5 protein-coding genes are annotated in these 16,965 nt (G+C 76.0%); all 5 read left to right on the top strand.

Annotated elements, in window-relative coordinates; all coding sequences use genetic code 11:
* Complete coding sequence (locus ACFWAR_RS31690) at nucleotides 1-4,584, top strand: amino acid adenylation domain-containing protein (RefSeq protein ID WP_385784607.1); 4,584 nt, start codon at nucleotides 1-3, stop codon at nucleotides 4,582-4,584.
* A complete protein-coding gene (locus ACFWAR_RS31695) occupies nucleotides 4,581-11,072 on the top strand; it encodes an amino acid adenylation domain-containing protein (RefSeq protein ID WP_385784609.1) in 6,492 nt (2,163 codons plus the stop codon). Before ACFWAR_RS31690 ends, ACFWAR_RS31695 begins: the two co-directional genes overlap by 4 nt.
* Nucleotides 11,073-11,113: 41 nt before the next feature.
* Nucleotides 11,114-12,223: a capreomycidine synthase gene (vioD, locus tag ACFWAR_RS31700; protein ID WP_385784612.1), complete on the top strand. Its 1,110-nt coding sequence runs from the start codon at nucleotides 11,114-11,116 to the stop codon at nucleotides 12,221-12,223.
* Between the two features lie 57 nt (nucleotides 12,224-12,280).
* On the top strand, nucleotides 12,281-13,312 hold the full coding sequence (gene gntD, locus ACFWAR_RS31705; RefSeq protein WP_385784615.1) for a guanitoxin biosynthesis L-enduracididine beta-hydroxylase GntD: 1,032 nt from the start codon (nucleotides 12,281-12,283) through the stop codon (nucleotides 13,310-13,312).
* Between the two features lie 100 nt (nucleotides 13,313-13,412).
* On the top strand, nucleotides 13,413-16,965 hold a 3,553-nt coding region (locus ACFWAR_RS31710; protein ID WP_385784618.1), incomplete at its 3' end, for an amino acid adenylation domain-containing protein.

Consider the following 16,965-nt stretch of genomic DNA (forward strand, 5'->3'; position numbering starts at 1 on the left):
ATGAGCCAGTCACCCCAGCGCACCGCGCTCTCCTCCGACAAGCGACGGCTGCTCGCCAAGCTGCTCCAGCAGCAGGGCATCGCCCGCGCCGGCGCCGCCGACCTGATCGCCCGGCGCCCCGAAGGGGCCCGGCTGCCGCTGTCCTTCGCCCAGCAGCGCCTCTGGTTCGTCGAGCAGTTCGCCGGTCCGAGCCCCCTCTACAGCATCGCCTGCACCGTCCGGCTGACCGGACGGCTGGACGTCGCCGCCTTCGAGGGGGCCCTGGGCCGGGTGGTGGCCCGGCACGAGGCGCTGCGCACCACCTTCCGCGTCGAGGACGGCCGCCCCGAACAGGTCGTCCTCGCCCCGGCCGGGATCGCGCTGCCGCTCACCGACCTGTCCGACCTGCCCGGGGACGCGCGGCGGGACGGGCTCGCCGAACTGACCGAGCGGGAGAGCCGCCGCCCGTTCGACCTGACCACCGGACCGCTGCTGCGCGCCGTACTGGTCCGGCTGGCCGAGGAGGAGCACGTACTGGTGCTCACCGTCCACCACATCGTGGCGGACGGCTGGTCCCTGGACGTCCTGGTGCGCGAACTGGCCCACCACTACCGGGCGGACGCCGCCGAACTGCCCGAACTGCCCGTGCAGTACGCCGACTTCGCGCTCTGGCAGCACGAGCGGGTATCCGGCGAGACGCTGGAGGGTCAACTGGCCCACTGGCGCGAGCGGCTGGCGGGCGCGCCCAGCACCGTGGACCTGCCCACCGACCGGCCGCGCACCGCCCGCCAGGGCTTCGCGGGCGCCTGCTTCCCGTGGCGGCTGGACGGCGACCTGGCCACCCGGCTGACCGCGCACGCCCGCGAGCACGACGCCACCCTCTACATGGTCCTGCTCGCCGGTTTCACGGCCGTGGCGCACCGCTGGAGCGGCCAGGAGGACCTGGTCGTCGGCTCGCCGATCGCCAACCGCAACCACCCCCAGACCGAGGGCCTGATCGGCTTCTTCGTCAACATGCTGCCGCTGCGCGCGGACCTGTCCGGCAACCCGACCTTCCGCGAACTGACCTCCCGGGTCAAGGAGTCGGCGCTCGCCGCCTACGCCCACCAGGACGTGCCCTTCGAGCGGATCGTCGAGGAGACCCGCCCGGACCGCGACGCGGGCGGCCGCACCCCCTTCGCCAACCTGCTGCTGGTCCTCCAGAACACGCCGGAGACCCGGATCGAGCTGCCCGGGCTGCGGATGGACGTGGCCGCGGTGGACACCGGCACCGCCAAGTTCGACCTGCACCTCCAGGTCACCGAGACCCCCGAGGGCCTGACCGGCCTGGCCGACTACAGCACCGAGCTGTACGACGAGCGCACCGTGCGCCGCTTCATCGACCAGTGGCTGTGCCTGCTCGCGGCCGCGGTCGACGCCCCGGACACCCGCCTGGACGCGCTGCCGCTGCTGACCGGCGCCGAACGCCGCGCCGAGCTCGTCGCCGGGGCGGCCCGGCGGACCGCCGCCGCGCGGCCCACCAGCCTGCCCGCGGCCTTCGCCGCCCAGGCCCGGCTGCGGCCCGACGCGATCGCGGTCGGCTGCGGCGAGGAGCGGCTGACCTACGCCGAGCTGGACCGCCGCTCGGACGCGCTGGCCCGACGGCTGCGCGCGCTGGGAGCGGGCCCGGAGAGCCGCGTGGCGATCTGCGTCGAACCGTCGGTGCGCCTGGTCACCGGGATCCTCGGCATCCTCAAGAGCGGCGCCGCCTACGTCCCGCTCGACCCCCGCCACCCGGCCGACCGACTGGCCTTCACCCTCGGCGACTGCGGAGCCGCGGCCCTGGTCGCCGACCCGGAGCACGCCGCGCTCGCCGACGGCGCCGCCGCCGTCGCCGTACTGGACGTCGACCAGCCGCTGTCCGCCGAGCCGCTGGAACCGGCCCCGCTGGGTCCGGACCACCTCGCGTACGTGATCTACACCTCCGGCACCACCGGCCGGCCCAAGGGCGCGCTGCTCACCCACGCCAACGTGCTGCGCCTGTTCGACGCGGCCGCCGGGGACGTGTCCTTCGGCCCGGACGACGTCTGGTCCCTCTACCACTCGGCCGCCTTCGACTTCTCGGTCTGGGAGATCTGGGGCGCACTGCTGCACGGCGGCCGGATCGCCGTGGTGCCGCAGGAGGCCCGCCGCACCCCCGCCGCCTGCCACGCCCTGGTGCGCGACGAAGGCGTCACCGTGCTCAGCCAGACGCCCACCGCGTTCCGCCAGTTCGCGGACGCGGACGCCGCGGCCGGCGCCCGCGACACCGGACCGCTCGCGCTGCGGCACGTGGTGTTCGGCGGCGAGGCCCTGGAACCGGGCACGCTGCGCGACTGGGCCGCCCGGCACCCCGACGGGCCGCGCCTGGTGAACATGTACGGCATCACCGAGACCACCGTGCACGTCACCGCGCACACCCTCGGCGCGGCCGACCTGGCCGCCCCCGGCAGCGTGATCGGCCGCCCGCTCGCCGACCTCGCGGTGCACCTGCTGGACCGGCGCGGCGAGCCCGTGCCGCCCGGGGTCCCCGGCGAGCTGTGCGTCGGCGGTCCGGGCCTGGCCCGCGGCTACCTCGGCCGCCCCGGCCTGACCGCCGAACGCTTCGTCCCCTCCCCGCTCGGCGACGGCGCGCGCCTGTACCGCAGCGGCGACCTGGCCCGACGGCTGCCCGACGGCACGCTGGAGTACCTGGGGCGCATCGACCAGCAGGTCAAGGTCCGCGGCCACCGCGTCGAACTCGGTGAGATCGAAGCCGAGTTGGGTGCCCACCCGGACGTACGGCACGTCGCCGTGCTGCCCAGCCGGGCCCCGGACGGCGCGACCGGGCTCGTCGCCTACCTGGTCCCCGACCAGGGGGCGGGAGCGCGGCCGGAGCGGGACGAGGTCCGCGCGGCCGACACCGCCCAGGTCGCCCAGTGGCGCACCGTCTTCGACACCGCCTACGACCAGTACGAGCAGGTCGGCGGCGCCGACCCCACCTTCAACATCCGTGGCTGGAGCAGCAGTTACACCGGCGAGCCGATCCCCGCCGAGGAGATGCGGCGCTGGGTCGAGGACACCGTCGAGCTGGTCCGCCGCACCGGCCCGCGCCGGGTCCTGGAGATCGGCAGCGGCACCGGCCTGCTCCTCTTCCGGCTGGCGGGCGCCTGCGAGCAGTACACGGGCCTGGACCTCTCCGAGACCGCCGTCGCCCACGTCCGCCGCCACCTCCCCGCGGACTGGGAGCACGTACGGCTGCTGCGCCGGGCCGGGCACGAGGTGGACGACCTCGCTGCCGAGCGGTTCGACACCGTGATCGTCAACTCGGTCGCGCAGTACCTGCCGAGCGCCGGATACCTGGTCGAGGTGCTCACCAAGGCCGCCGCCGTGCTCGCCCCGGGCGGGCGCATCGTGGTCGGCGACGTCCGCCACCTGGCCCTCCTCGACGCCTTCCAGGTGTCGGTCCTGCGGCCGGGCCTGCCCGCCGGAGCCGCCGAGTCGGAGTTGGCCCGCCAGGTGCGCCTCGCCGTACGGCAGGAGGACGAACTGCTCCTGGACCCGCGCTTCTTCGAGGCGCTGCGCCGGGAGATCCCGCGGATCGGCCGCGTCGAGGTGACGCTCAAGCCCGGCCGCGACCCCAACGAGATGACCCGCTACCGCTACGACGTGGTGCTGCACCTGGACGCCGCGCCCGAACCCGCCGCCCCGGCCCGCACGGTGGCGTGGACCGGCGGCGACCTGCGGGACCTGCTCGACGGCTCCCCGCTCGTGGTCACCGGCATCCCCAACGCCCGGGTGCACGCGGACGCCCGTACCGCCGCCCGCCTCACCGCCACGGCCGAGGGCGGGGGCGAGGGCGTCGTCGAGGCCGGGGGCCCCGCCCTCGACCCGCAGGAGCTGCGCGAGCTGGCCGACGCGCTCGGACTCGCCGTCGACCTCAGCTGGGCGACCGGCGACCCGCTCGGCCGCTTCGACGCCGCCTTCCGCCCGGCCGGGACCGCCCCGCGGAGCGCCGCGGCGCCCGCCGGGGACGCCGCGGGCCTGCCGTGGCCGCACTGGGCCAACGACCCGCACCGCGGCCGCGCCGCCCGCGGCCTGGTCCCCGGGCTCCGCACCCACCTGCGGGAACGGCTGCCGGAGTACATGGTCCCGGAGGCCTTCGTCACCCTGGACGCGCTCCCGCTGACCGCCAACGGCAAGCTCGACCGGGCCGCGCTCCCCGCACCGGACTGGTCCACCGGCTCCTCCGCCCTGCTCGCCCCGCGCGACGACACCGAGCGGGCCCTCGCCGAGATCTGGAGCGCCGTCCTCGGCGTGGCCCGGATCGGCCTCGCCGACGACTTCTTCGACCTCGGCGGGCACTCGCTGCTCGCCGTCCAGGTGACCGCCGCCGTCCGCGAGGCGCTGGGCCGCGAACTGACCGTACGGGCGCTGTTCGAGGCGCCGGTCCTCGGCGAGTACGCCGAGGCGGTGCGCCGCGCCCCGGCCACCGAAGTCGCCGCCGAGCCGGTCGCACCGGTGCGCGAGGCCGTGGCGGCCGCCGACGCCGGTTTCGACGACCTGTCCGCCGAGGAACTGGCCGCGCTGATGGGCGGGGAGCTGTGAGCGCCCCCGACCGGATCCACGCCCCGGACCCCGCGTCCGCCCCGAACCCCGACCCCACCCCCGTGCAGGAGCACCCCGTGGCCACCACCCCCCGCACCGTCGAGGTGCTCGCGACCTCCGCCGCCCAGCGCCGGTTCTGGCTGGTCGACCGGCTGGAAGGGCCCAGCGGCGTCTACAACACCGCCGCCGCCCTGCGGCTGCGCGGACCGCTGGACACCGAGCACCTGCGCGAGGCCTTCCAGCTCCTCGTCGACCGGCACGAGGCCCTGCGCACGGTCTTCCCGGCCCGCGACGGCGCCCCCGTCCAGCTGGTCCTGCCGCGCCGCGCCTTCGAGCTGGGCCTGACGGAGGCCACCGGGGCGGACGAGGACGCGGTCCGCGCCCTGGCCGGTCGGCTCGCCGAGCAGCCCTTCGACCTGGCCAAGGGCCCGCTGATGCGGGCCGAACTGATCGCCCTCGGACCCGCGGAGCACCTGCTCGTCGTGGTCCTGCACCACATCGTGGTGGACCGCTGGTCCTTCGGCCTGCTGATGTCCGAACTCTCCGAGGCCTACGCCGCCCGGGCCGAGCGGCGGGAGCCGCGGCTGCCCGAGCTGCCGGTGCGCTACGCCGATCACGTCGCCGCCCGCCAGGCCCTGCTCGACGGCGACCTCGGCGACCGACTGCTCGGCTACTGGCGCGGTCAACTCGACGGCGCCCCCGAAGCCTTGGAGCTCCCCACCGACCGGCCCCGGCCGCCGGTGCGCAGCTTCCGCGGTGCGAGCGTGCCGGTGCGGCTGGACGCGGCCGCCTCCCGGGCCGTGCGCGACCTGGCCAAGAGCGCGGGCGCCACCCCCTTCATGGTGCTGCTCGCCGCCTTCCAGGCCGTACTGGCCCGGCACGCGGGCTCCTCGGAGGTGGTCGTGGCGACCGGGCCCGCCACCCGGGCGCCGGGCGCCGAACTGCTCGTCGGCTCGCTGGTCAACACGGTCCTGCTGCGCACCTCGCTGGCCGGCGACCCCACCTACGCCGAACTCGTCGAGCGGGTGCGCGGCACCGCGCTGGACGCCTTCGACCACCAGGAGCTGCCCTTCGACCGGCTGGTCGAGGAGCTGGCGCCCAGCCGCGACCTGTCGCGCAACCCGCTGGCCCAGGTCGGCTTCGTGCTCCAGAACGCCCCCGCCACCACCCCCGAACTCACCGGCCTGGCCGTCGAGACGGTGCCCGTGACCCGCGACAGCGCGCACATGGACCTCGACCTCCAACTCGCCGAGGAGGACGGCTGCTTCACCGGGTTCGCGGAATTCGCCCTCGACCTCTTCGACGCCCCCTCGGTGGCCCGGCTGCTCGGCCACTGGACCACCCTGCTCGGCGCCGCCGTCCGTGCGCCCGGCACCCGGCTGTCCGCACTGCCGATGCTCACCGCGGCCGAGCTGGAGCGGGAACTGCACACCTGGAACGACACCGACGGCGAGCTGCCCGCCGGGCTGCGCGTGGACCAGCTGTTCGCCCGCCAGGCGGACCGCACCCCCGACGCCGTCGCGGCCATCGACGCGAGCGGCGCCCTGTCCTACCGGGCCCTGGACGCGTGGGCCGCGCGGATCGCCCACCGGCTGCGGACGGTCGGCGTCGGCCCCGACGTGCCCGTGGCGCTCTGCCTGGAGCGCGGGGCGGGACTCAGCGCCGCCATGCTGGGGACCCTGCGCGCGGGCGGCGCCTTCCTCGGGCTCGACCCCTCCTACCCGGCCGACCGACTGGCCTACATGCTCGCCGACGCGGCCCCGGCCGTGGTGCTGGCCCACCGGTCCACCGCCGGGGTGCTGCCCGCCGGCACCCCGGTGCTCCTCCTGGACGACATCGCCGACGAGGGGCCCGAGTTCGGTCGTGGCGGGGACGAACCCGGCGCCCCGGCGGGGGAGTCGACGACGGCGGGCGAGAGCAACCTCGCCTACCTCGTGTACACCTCCGGCTCCACCGGACGCCCCAAGGGCGTCGCCGTCACGCACCGCGCCATCGCCAACACCTTCGCCGGACTGGCCCGTTCGCACGACTTCGGCCCCGGGGACCGGATGATCGCGCTGCACTCGCCGAGCTTCGACCCGGCCGTGCACGACTGCCTGGCCCCCCTCGTCGTCGGCGCCACCGCCGTCTTCCCCGCACAGGACGCGAACCGCGACCCGCGGCACTGGGCCGAGCTGGTCGCCCGGCACCGGGTGACCGTGTGGTCGATGGGACCCGCGGGCACCGAGGCGATGCTGGCCGCCGCCGAGGAGCACGGCCTGGCCCTGGAGAGCCTGCGCACCGCGATGATCGGCGGGGACGTCCTGCCGCCCGCGCTGCCGCCCCGCCTGCGCGCCGCCGCCCCGGGCTGCCGGGTGGTCAACTCGGCCGGTGTGGCCGAGGCCGCCTTCTGCAACAACGAGTACCTGGTCCCCGAGGACGCCGGGGCCGGGCCGGTGCACTACGGCCGCCCGCTGCTCAACCAGCGGCTGCTGGTGCTGGACGCCCTGCTGCGGCCCGTCCCGGTCGGCGTCCCCGGCGAGCTGTGCGTGGCGGGCGAGGGCCTGGCCCGCGGCTACCTGGGCCGCCCCGGCCTGACCGCCGAGCGCTTCGTGCCGCACCCGCACGGCCGGGTGCCGGGCGAGCGCCTCTACCGCACCGGCGACCTCGCCCGACGCCGGGCCGACGGCGAGCTGGACCTGCTCGGCCGCTCCGACAACCAGGTCAAGATCCGCGGCTTCCGGGTCGAGCCGGGCGAGGTGACCGCCGTCCTGCTCGGACACCCCGCCGTGGCCGACGCGGTCGTGGTCGCCCGCGGCGCCGGACCGGGCGAGCGCCGCCTGGCCGCCTACTGGGTGCCCGCGGCCCGCCCCGACACCGCCCCCGCGAGCGGGGCCGAGCTGGCCGCCTGGCTGCGCGAGCGGCTCCCGGCCCACCTGGTCCCCGCACTGTGGACCGAGCTGGCGGCCCTGCCCCTCTCGCCCAACGGCAAGGTGGACCGGACCGCGCTGCCCGAACCGGCGGCGGCGCCCGACACCGCGGACCGCCTCGCCCCCCGCACCCCCGACGAGGCCGCCGTCGCCGCGATCTGGCAGCGGCTGCTGGAGCTGCCCGAGGTCGGCGTGCTGGACGACTTCTTCGCCCTCGGCGGCCACTCGCTCCTGGCCAACCGGCTGGTCAGCGCCCTGCGCGCCGAGTTCGCCGTCGAGGTGCGGCTGCGCGAGGTGTTCGCCGCCCCCACGGTGGCCGCGCAGGCCGCGCTGATCGGACGGCTGCGCTCCGCCGAGGGCGACCCCGCCCCGGCCCCGCTGCCGCCGGTCACCCCCGCGGACCGCTCCCGCCCCCTGCCGCTCTCCTTCGCCCAGCAGCGGATGTGGCTCTTCGACCGCTTCGCCCCCGGCAACCCGGCCTACCACGTGCCCACCGCCGTACGGATCGACGGCCCGCTGGACCCGCTCGCCCTGGCCGCCGCCCTGCGCGCCCTGATGGCCCGGCACGAGGTGCTGCGCACGGTGGTGCGGGAGCGCGACGGCGCCCCGGTCCAGGAGGTCCTGGCGCCCGGGGAGGCCCCGCTGACCGTCCGCGAGATCGCCTCCGGCGAGCGGGCGGCGGACCTGGTCGACGCCTTCGTCACCCGCCCCTTCGACCTGGCGGCCGAGGCGCCGCTGCGCGCCCTGCTGCTGCGCACCGGCCCGACCGAGCACCTGCTGGTCCTGGTCATCCACCACATCGCGCTCGACGGCTGGTCGATGGGCGTCCTGGTCGAGGACCTGGCCGCGCTCTACGACGGCCACGCGCTCGCGCCGCTGCCCGTCCAGTACGCCGACTACGCCGGCTGGCAGGCCGACCGGGCCGCCGAGGGCCGGTGGGACGCGCAGCTGGAGCACTGGCGCGCCCGGCTCGCCGGACCGCTGCCGGTCCTGGAACTGCCCACCGACCGGCCCCGCCCGGCCACCCCGAGCCTGTCCGGCGCGGTCCACGAGTTCCACCTGTCCGCCGAACTGACCGAAAGGCTGCGCGCCCTCGGCGCCCGGCACGGCGCCACCCTGTTCATGGTGCTGCTCGCCGGCTACCAGACCCTGCTGGGGCGGCTCTCCGGCGCCGCCGACGTGGTCGTCGGCACCCCCGTCGCGGGCCGCGGCCAGCGCGAACTGGACGGCCTGGTCGGCTGCTTCGTCAACAGCCTCGCGCTGCGCGGCGACCTGTCCGGCGACCCCGCCTTCGCGGAGCTGCTGGAGCGCACCCGCGACCGCGTCCTCGCCGACTTCGACGGCCAGGACGTCCCCTTCGAGCGGGTGCTGGACACCGTCGGCGCCGAGCGCGACCCCGCCCGGCACCCGGTGTTCCAGACCATGCTGACCCTGCAGAGCGCCCGCCCGCCGCGGGCCGGGTTCGAGGGCCTGCGGGTCGAGCCGGTGGAGGCCCAGACCGGCTCCTGCCTGATGGACCTGATGTTCACCGCCGCGGAGCGCGACGGGGCCACGGCCTTCACGGTGGAGTACGCGACGGACCTGTTCGACGCGCCGAGCGTCGCCCGCCTGGCCCACCGCTTCGGCCTGCTGCTGGAGGCCGCCGCCGACGCCCCCGACACCGCCCTGTCCCGCCTCCCGCTGCTGGACGCCGAGGAGCGCCGCACCGCGCTCACCGACTGGAACGCCACCGCCCGCCCGCTGCCCACCGGCGGCCTGCACGACCTGGTGGCGGCCGTCGCCGCCCGGACCCCCGGCGCCCCGGCACTGGAGCACGAGGGCCGTACGACCAGCTACGCCGAGCTGGAGGCCGCCGCCGAGCGGTGCGCCGCCCGGCTGCGCGACCTGGGCGTCGGAGCGGAGAGCGTCGTCGCCGTCCACGCGGCCCCGACGCCCCGGCTGGTCACCGCCCTGCTCGGAGTGCTCAAGGCGGGCGCGGCGTTCACCACGCTCGACCCGGCCCTGCCCGAGGAACGGCGGCGGCTGCTGCTGGAACTGTCCGGCGCCCGGCTGGTGCTGAGCGACGACGACGTCCGCGGCGCCCTCCCGGACACCGTCCCGGTCGTACCGATCGAGGCACCGGCCGCGCCGGGCGGGAGCGCGCCGAGGACCGGCGCCGTCACCGAACCCTGCGCGCTGGCCTGCGTCTTCTTCACCTCCGGCACCACCGGTGCCCCCAAGGGCTCGATGTTCACCCACGAGGGCCTGGTCAACTTCACCCTCAACATGGCCGAGGAGTTCCGCCTGGCCCCCGGCGACCGCTTCCTGCAACTGGCCTCCACCGGCTTCGACGTGCTGCTGGAGGAGCTGTTCCCGGCGCTGGCCGCCGGCGCCACCGTGGTCCTGCCCGGTGCCCGACTGCTGGCCACCGGCGTGGACCTGACCGGCTACCTGGCCGAGCACCGGATCACCGGCCTGGAGCTGACCACCGCCTACTGGCACGACTGGGCCGCCGAACTGGCGCGCACCGGCGCCGCGCTCCCCGCCGACCTGCGGTTCGTCGCGATGGGCGGCGAGCGGGTGCGCCGGGACCGGCTCGCCGCCTGGCAGCGGCTCGGGGTGGAGCTGGTGCACGTGTACGGGCTGACCGAGGTCACCTGCACCTCGACCACCCTGCGCGTCGGCGCCGACGCGGTGGACGGCGACGGACTGCCGATCGGGCACCCGCTGGCCAACACCACCGTCTACCTGCTGGACCCGGCCGGGGCGCCCGTACCCATCGGCTCCCCGGGCGAACTCCACCTGGGCGGCGTCGGCCTGGCCCGCGGCTACCTGGGCCGCCCCGGCCTGACCGCCGAACGCTTCGTCCCGGACCCGTACGGCGAGCCCGGCTCCCGGCTCTACCGCACCGGCGACCTGGCGCGCCACCGGGCCGACGGAGCGGTGGAGTTCATCGGCCGCGCCGACCAGCAGGTGAAGATCCGCGGGCACCGGATCGAGCCCGGCGAGGTGGAGGCGCGCCTGGCCGAACGGCCCGAGGTCGGAGCCGCCGCGGTGGTGGTCCGCGAGGACGAGCCGGGCGAGAAGCGCCTGGTCGGCTACGTGGTGGCGGCCCCCGGCACCGCACCGGACGTCTTCGAGCTGCGCGCCGCGCTGCGCGAGCGGCTGCCCGAGTACCTGGTCCCCGCCTCGATCGTGCTGCTGCCCGAGCTGCCGCTGAACGGCAACGGCAAGCTCGACCGCGGCGCGCTGCCCCGGCCCGGCCGCACCGAGCTGACCGGCGCCGCGGCCGTGGCCCCGCGCACCCCGATGGAGACGGAGATCGCGGAGCTGGCCGGGGAACTGCTCGGCCTGCCGGCCGTCGGCGTCCACGACGACCTCTTCGACCTGGGCCTGCACTCGCTGCTGGCCGCCCGCTTCGCCGCCCGGGTGCGCGAGACCTGCCGGGTCGAGGTGCCCCTGCGGGTCTTCTACGAGGCCCCCACCGTGGCCGAACTGGCCCTGCGGGTCGTCCAGCTCCAGGCCGAGGAGAGCGACCCGGAGGAGCTGCTGCGGCTGCTCGCCGAACTGGAGGCCGAGGAAGGCCTCCCCACCGCCTGAGCCCGCACCGCCCCGCACGCCCCACACCACTGGAGGAACCCATGACCATCGCCCCGGCCCTGCTGGAGGACTGGCTCCGCGAGCGGTACTTCACCACCACCTACGACATCAGCAGCAGCGGCGTCGAGAACTACACCGTCGACCAGGTGCTCGCCCTGGCCGGGACCACCGCCGCCTCCCTCGGCGGGGTCATGTTCCGCGACAGCCACTCGCTGGGCGGGGAGCCGCTGCGCGCCGCGCTCGCCGAGCGGCACGGCACCGACCCCGGCTCGGTGATCGCCACGCAGGGCTCCAGCGAGGCCATCTACCTGGTCATGCACGCCCTGTTGAAGGCCGGGGACGAGGTCGTCGTGCAGACCCCCGCCTACCACGCGCTGGTCGAGGTGGCCGCCTCGCTCGGCTGCCGGCTCGTGCCCTGGGCGATGCGCACCGAGGACGGCGTGGTCACCAACGAGGACGAACTCCTCGCCCTGATCGGCCCGGACACCGCCATAGTCGTGGTCAACTTCCCGCACAACCCGACCGGCGCCACCGTCACCGAGGACCAGCAGGCCGCGATCATCGAGACCTGCGCCCGCCACGACACCTGGCTGGCCTGGGACAACGCCTTCCAGCACCTGGTGTACGACCGCCGGCCGCTGCCCGACCCGACCGCCCGCTACCCCCGGGCGATCTCCTTCGGCACCCTCTCCAAGGCCTACGGGCTCCCGGGCCTGCGGGTCGGCTGGGCCCTGGCCGCGCCGGAGGTCCTGGCGGGCTGCGTGCGCCGTCGCGACTACACCAGCCTGGCCCTGTCGCCGCTCGTCGAAGCGGTGGCCACGCACGCCGTCCGGCACGCCGACGAACTGATGCGCCCCCGCCTCGCCCAGGCCACCGCCAACCGCGCCGTGCTGGCCGACTGGCTGGCCGCGCACCGCGACCGGGTGTCCGCCGACCTCCCGGCCGGCGGGGTCACCGCCTTCCCCGAGCTGACCACCGTGGCCGACGTGAGCGACTTCGCCGACCGGCTCGACCGCGAGCACGGCGTGCTGGTCGTACCCGGCGCCTGCTTCGGCGCACCCCGGCACATCCGACTCGGTTTCGGCGGGCCCGCCGACGAGCTGACCGCCGGACTCGACCGGCTCGCCGCTCTGCTGCCCGACCCGCGCTGAGCACCGCGCACCCCGCACCCGCACTCCGCAGACCCGATTCCCGAGGTGATCCACCCCATGCACGCCCTCACGCTCGACCCCGTCGACGCCGACGCGATCAGCGTCCTCCTCGACGAACTCGCCGAGCGCCACACAAGCGTCGAGGACCAGGCGCTCCAGAACGAACTGACCCTCCAGTCCCACCGGTTGCCGCTCGCACTGCGCCGCTTCCTGACCGACTTCCGACTGCACGAGCCCGCCGGAGCCTGCGTCGTCTCCGGCTACCGCGTCGACCAGGACCGCATCGGCGCCACCCCCGCGCACTGGCAGCACCGCACCGGGGTCTCCCCGGCGCTGCGCGAGGAGATCTTCCTGCTGCTGTGCGGGGCGCTGCTCGGCGAACCGGTCGCCTGGGCCACCCAGCAGGACGGCTACCTGGTGCACGACGTCCTGCCGGTCAAGGGCCACGAGGACGAGCAGATCGGCACCGGTAGCAACCAGACCATCTTCTGGCACGTCGAGGACGCCTTCCACCCCTACCGGGGCGACTACGTGGGCCTGCTCTGCCTGCGCAACCCGGACCGGGTGCCGACCACCTTCGTCGGGGTCCAGGACCTGGAGATCTCCGCCGAGGACCGGCGGGTGCTGGCCGAAGCGCGCTTCTACATGCTGCCCGACAACTCGCACCTGCAGATGCTCGACGCCGGCCCCGGTCGCCCCCTGGAGGGCGGTACGCGGCTGCTGGACGCGGCCTACGAGCGGCTGAAGCAGATGCGCGACGACGCGGCGCCGGTCCCCGTGCTCTTCGGCTCGGACACCGACCCGTACCTGTGCCTGGACCCGTACTTCATGGACCTGGACCGACTGGACCCGCAGGCCCGCGACGCCCTCCAGCGGCTCTCCGACGAGATCGACCGCCGCCTCGGCGGCGCCGCCCTGGACACCGGCGAGATCGTCTTCGTCGACAACTACCGCGCGGTACACGGACGCAGCTCCTTCGCGGCCCGCTTCGACGGCACCGACCGCTGGCTCAAGCGGGTCAACGTCGCCCGCGACCTGCGCAAGTCCCGCGACGCGCGGGCCACCGCCGCCGCCCGCGTCCTGTTCTGACCGGGACCCGCCGGCCCCGTCCGCCGCCGACCGCACCGCGCACACCACCCACGGCCCGAGGGGCCCGAGGGCCCGCCTGACCTTCTCCGGGGAGAGAACCGTGAGCACCACCCAGATCGCCGCCGACGCCACCACCGCCGACACCGCCCGCCGCATCGCCGAGCTGTCGCCCGAGCTGCGGGCCCGGCTGGAGGCCCGTCTGCGCGAGCGGTCGGCCGGCCGCCCGGCCGCACCCACCGGTGTGCCGCGCCGCCCCGACGGAGCGCCGGCGCCGCTCTCCCTCACCCAGGAGCAGATCTGGCTGGCCCAGCAGCTCGCCCCGCACTCGGCCGCGTACAACGTGCCGATGGCGCTGACCTGCACCGGCCCCCTCGACGTCGAACGCCTCGGCCGGGCCTTCGCCACGGTGATCGAGCGGCACGAGGTGCTGCGCACCACCTTCGCCCCCGGCGCCGACGGCCTGCCCGTCCAACACGTGGCCCGCGAGGCCGGGTTCGTGCTCCCGGTGACGGACCTGCGGGCCCTGGCGGCGGACGAGCGGGCGGCGCGGTTGCGCGCCCGCCTCACCGAGGAGGCCAACACCCCCTTCGACCTGGCGACCGGTCCGCTGCTGCGGGCCGCGCTGCTGCGCACCGGCGAGCAGGAGCACGTCCTCCTCCTGACGATCCACCACATCGCCGCCGACGCCTGGTCGGTGAACGTGCTCCTCGCCGAGGCCGGGGCGGCCTACCGGCTGGCGGACGCGGCCGCCGCGGCGCTGCCCCCGCTGCCCGTGCAGTACGCCGACTTCGCCACCTGGCAGCGCGGCCGCCTCGACGGAGCCGCCCACCAGGAGAGCCTCGGCTACTGGCGCCGGCGGCTCGCGGGCCTGACGGACACCCCGCCGCGCGCCACCGCCGGTGGCCGCCCCGAGGGCGCCGCCGCGGCCGGAACGCACACCCTGGAGCTGCCCGCCGAGGTCGCGACCGGCCTGCGCGACCTGGCCGCCCGGCACCGCACCACCCTCTTCACGGTGTCCCTGGCGGCCCTCCAGGTCCTTCTGCACCGGTACGGCGGCGGCGCCGACCCGGTGATCGCCACCCCGGTCGGCGGGCGCGGGCGCAGCGAACTGGAAGGCCTGATCGGCTGCTTCGTCAACACCCTGCTGCTGCGCGGCGACCTCTCCGGACGGCCGACCTTCGCCACCGTGCTCGACCGGGCCGCCGAGGCCACCCGACGCGACTTCCAGCACCAGGAAGTGCCCTTCGAACAGCTGGCCGCCGAGCTGCGGGCCGGTTCGCCGGACGGACTGGCGCGCACCATGCTCGTTCTCGACCAGGGCGCCCCGCAGGCCGCCCCGGACACCGCCGACGCCGGTGAACTGGTCCTGCGCCCGCTGGACGGGACCGGCCCGGCCGACGCCAAGCGGGACCTGACCTTCACCGTCTCGGAGACCGGCGACACCCTGACGCTGACCCTCGTCCACCGCGCCGACCGCTACGAGGAGCGCTCCGCCCGACGTCTGCTCGACCACTACGCCGCCCTGCTGCGCGAGGCCTGCGCCGACCCGCACCGCCCGGTCGCCCACCTCCCGCTCCTGGCCGAGGACGAGCGCACGCTGCTGCTCGACACCTGGAACGCCACCGCCCTCGACGTGCCTGTGGGGACCTTCCACGGACGCTTCGCCGCACAGGCCGACCGCACCCCGCACGCCGTCGCGGTGGTCGGCGCCGACGCCACCCACACCTACCGCGAACTGGACCGGCTGGCCAACCGCCTCGCCCACCACCTGCGCGGTCTCGGCGTCGCCGCCGAGACCCCCGTCGGCATCTGCCTCGAACGCGGCGCGTGGACGGTCGTCGCCCTGCTCGCCGTGCTCAAGGCGGGCGGCTGCTACGTGCCGGTCGACCCGGCCCAGCCGCAGGAGCGGATGGCGATGATGCTCGCCGACACCGCCGCGCCCGTGGTGATCACCCGCAGCGCCCTCGCCGACCGGCTCCCCCCGGGCGTGCGGGCGGTCGTGGTGGAGGAACTGACCCTCGACGCGGCCCCCGACACCGCCCCCGCGGTGGCCGTCGACCCCGGCCAGGCCGCCTACGTGCTCTTCACCTCCGGCTCCACCGGACGGCCCAAGGGCGTCGTCGTCGAGCACCGTCAGGTGCTCAACTACCACACCGCGGTCGGGTCCGCGCTGGGCCTGGAGCCCGCCGGATACGCCATGGTCCAGCCCTTCACCTTCGACTCCTGCGTCACCGTCCTGGCCTCCGCGCTCCTGGGCGGCGGCACGCTGCACATGGTGGACGCCGACACCGCCTCCGACGGTCGGCTGCTGGCCGCCTACTTCGCCGAGCACGCGATCGACTACCTGAAGATCAGCCCCTCCCACCTCGCGGCGCTGGAGGGCCCGGGCGCCGCCCACCGGGTCCTGCCCCGCCGCGGCCTGATCCTCGGCGGCGAGGGCTCGACCAGCGCCTTCGTGGGCGAACTGCTGGAGCGGGCCGAGTGCGCGGTCCTCAACCACTACGGGCCCACCGAGACCACGGTCGGCGTGACCACCCACCGCCCGCGCGCCGCCGAACTCGTCGCCGCCCCGACCGTGCCGATCGGCCGGCCGCTGGGCAACGTCCGGGCGTACGTACTGGACGAGCGGGGCGAGCCCGTCCCGGTCGGCGTGCCCGGCGAGCTCTTCATCGGCGGCGCCCAGGTCACCCGCGGCTACCTGGGCCGCCCGGGCCTGACCGCCGAGCGGTTCGTCCCCGACCCGGCCGGCGCCCCCGGCGCCCGGATGTACCGCACCGGCGACCTGACCCGCCGACTGCCCCAGGGCGAGATCGAGTTCCTCGGCCGACTGGACGACCAGGTCAAGATCCGCGGCTTCCGGATCGAACTGGGCGAGGTGGAGGCGGCGCTGGCCGCCCTGGCGCCGGTGGCCGCCTCGGCCGCGGTGGTCCGCGAGGACCGGCCGGGGGACCGCCAGCTCGTCGGCTACGTCGTCCCGCAGCCCGGCGTCGACCTCGAACCGGCGGCCCTGCGTGCGCAGTTGTCGAAGGCACTGCCCGGCTACATGGTGCCCTCCGCGCTCGTCGTCCTCGACGCGCTGCCGCTCACCGCGCACAACAAGCTGGACCGCCGCGCCCTGCCCGCCCCCGCGCGCCAGGAGGCCGCCGCCGGACGTCCCCCGCGCGACGAGCGCGAGGCCGCCCTGTGCCGGATCTTCGCCGAGGTGCTGGGCACCGCGCGCGAGCCGGGCATCGACGAGAGCTTCTTCGACCTCGGCGGCCACTCGCTGCTGGCGATGCGGTTGGTGGCGGCGGTGCGCGGCGAGTGCGCCGCCGAGGTGGGTGTCCGCGACGTGTTCGAGGCCCCGACCGTGGCCGAGCTGGCCGAGCTGATCGCCGGCACCGGCTCCGCCACCGCCGTGGCACCCCTCGTCCGGGCGGAGCGCCCGGAGGTCCTGCCGCTCTCCTTCGCCCAGCGGCGACTGCGCTTCCTCAACACCATGGAGGGCGACGCAGCCGCCTACGCGATGCCGGTGGTGTTGCGGTTGGGGGAGGCGGTGGACGCGGTGGCGTTGCAGGCGGCGTTGGACGATGTGGTGGAGCGGCACGAGACGTTGCGGACGGTGTTCCCGGAGTCGGGTGGTGAGCCGTGCCAGGTGGTGTTGCCGGTGGGTG

Origin of the sequence: Streptomyces sp. NPDC059917 (assembly GCF_042730635.1) — a bacterium.
Lineage (GTDB): Bacteria > Actinomycetota > Actinomycetes > Streptomycetales > Streptomycetaceae > Streptomyces.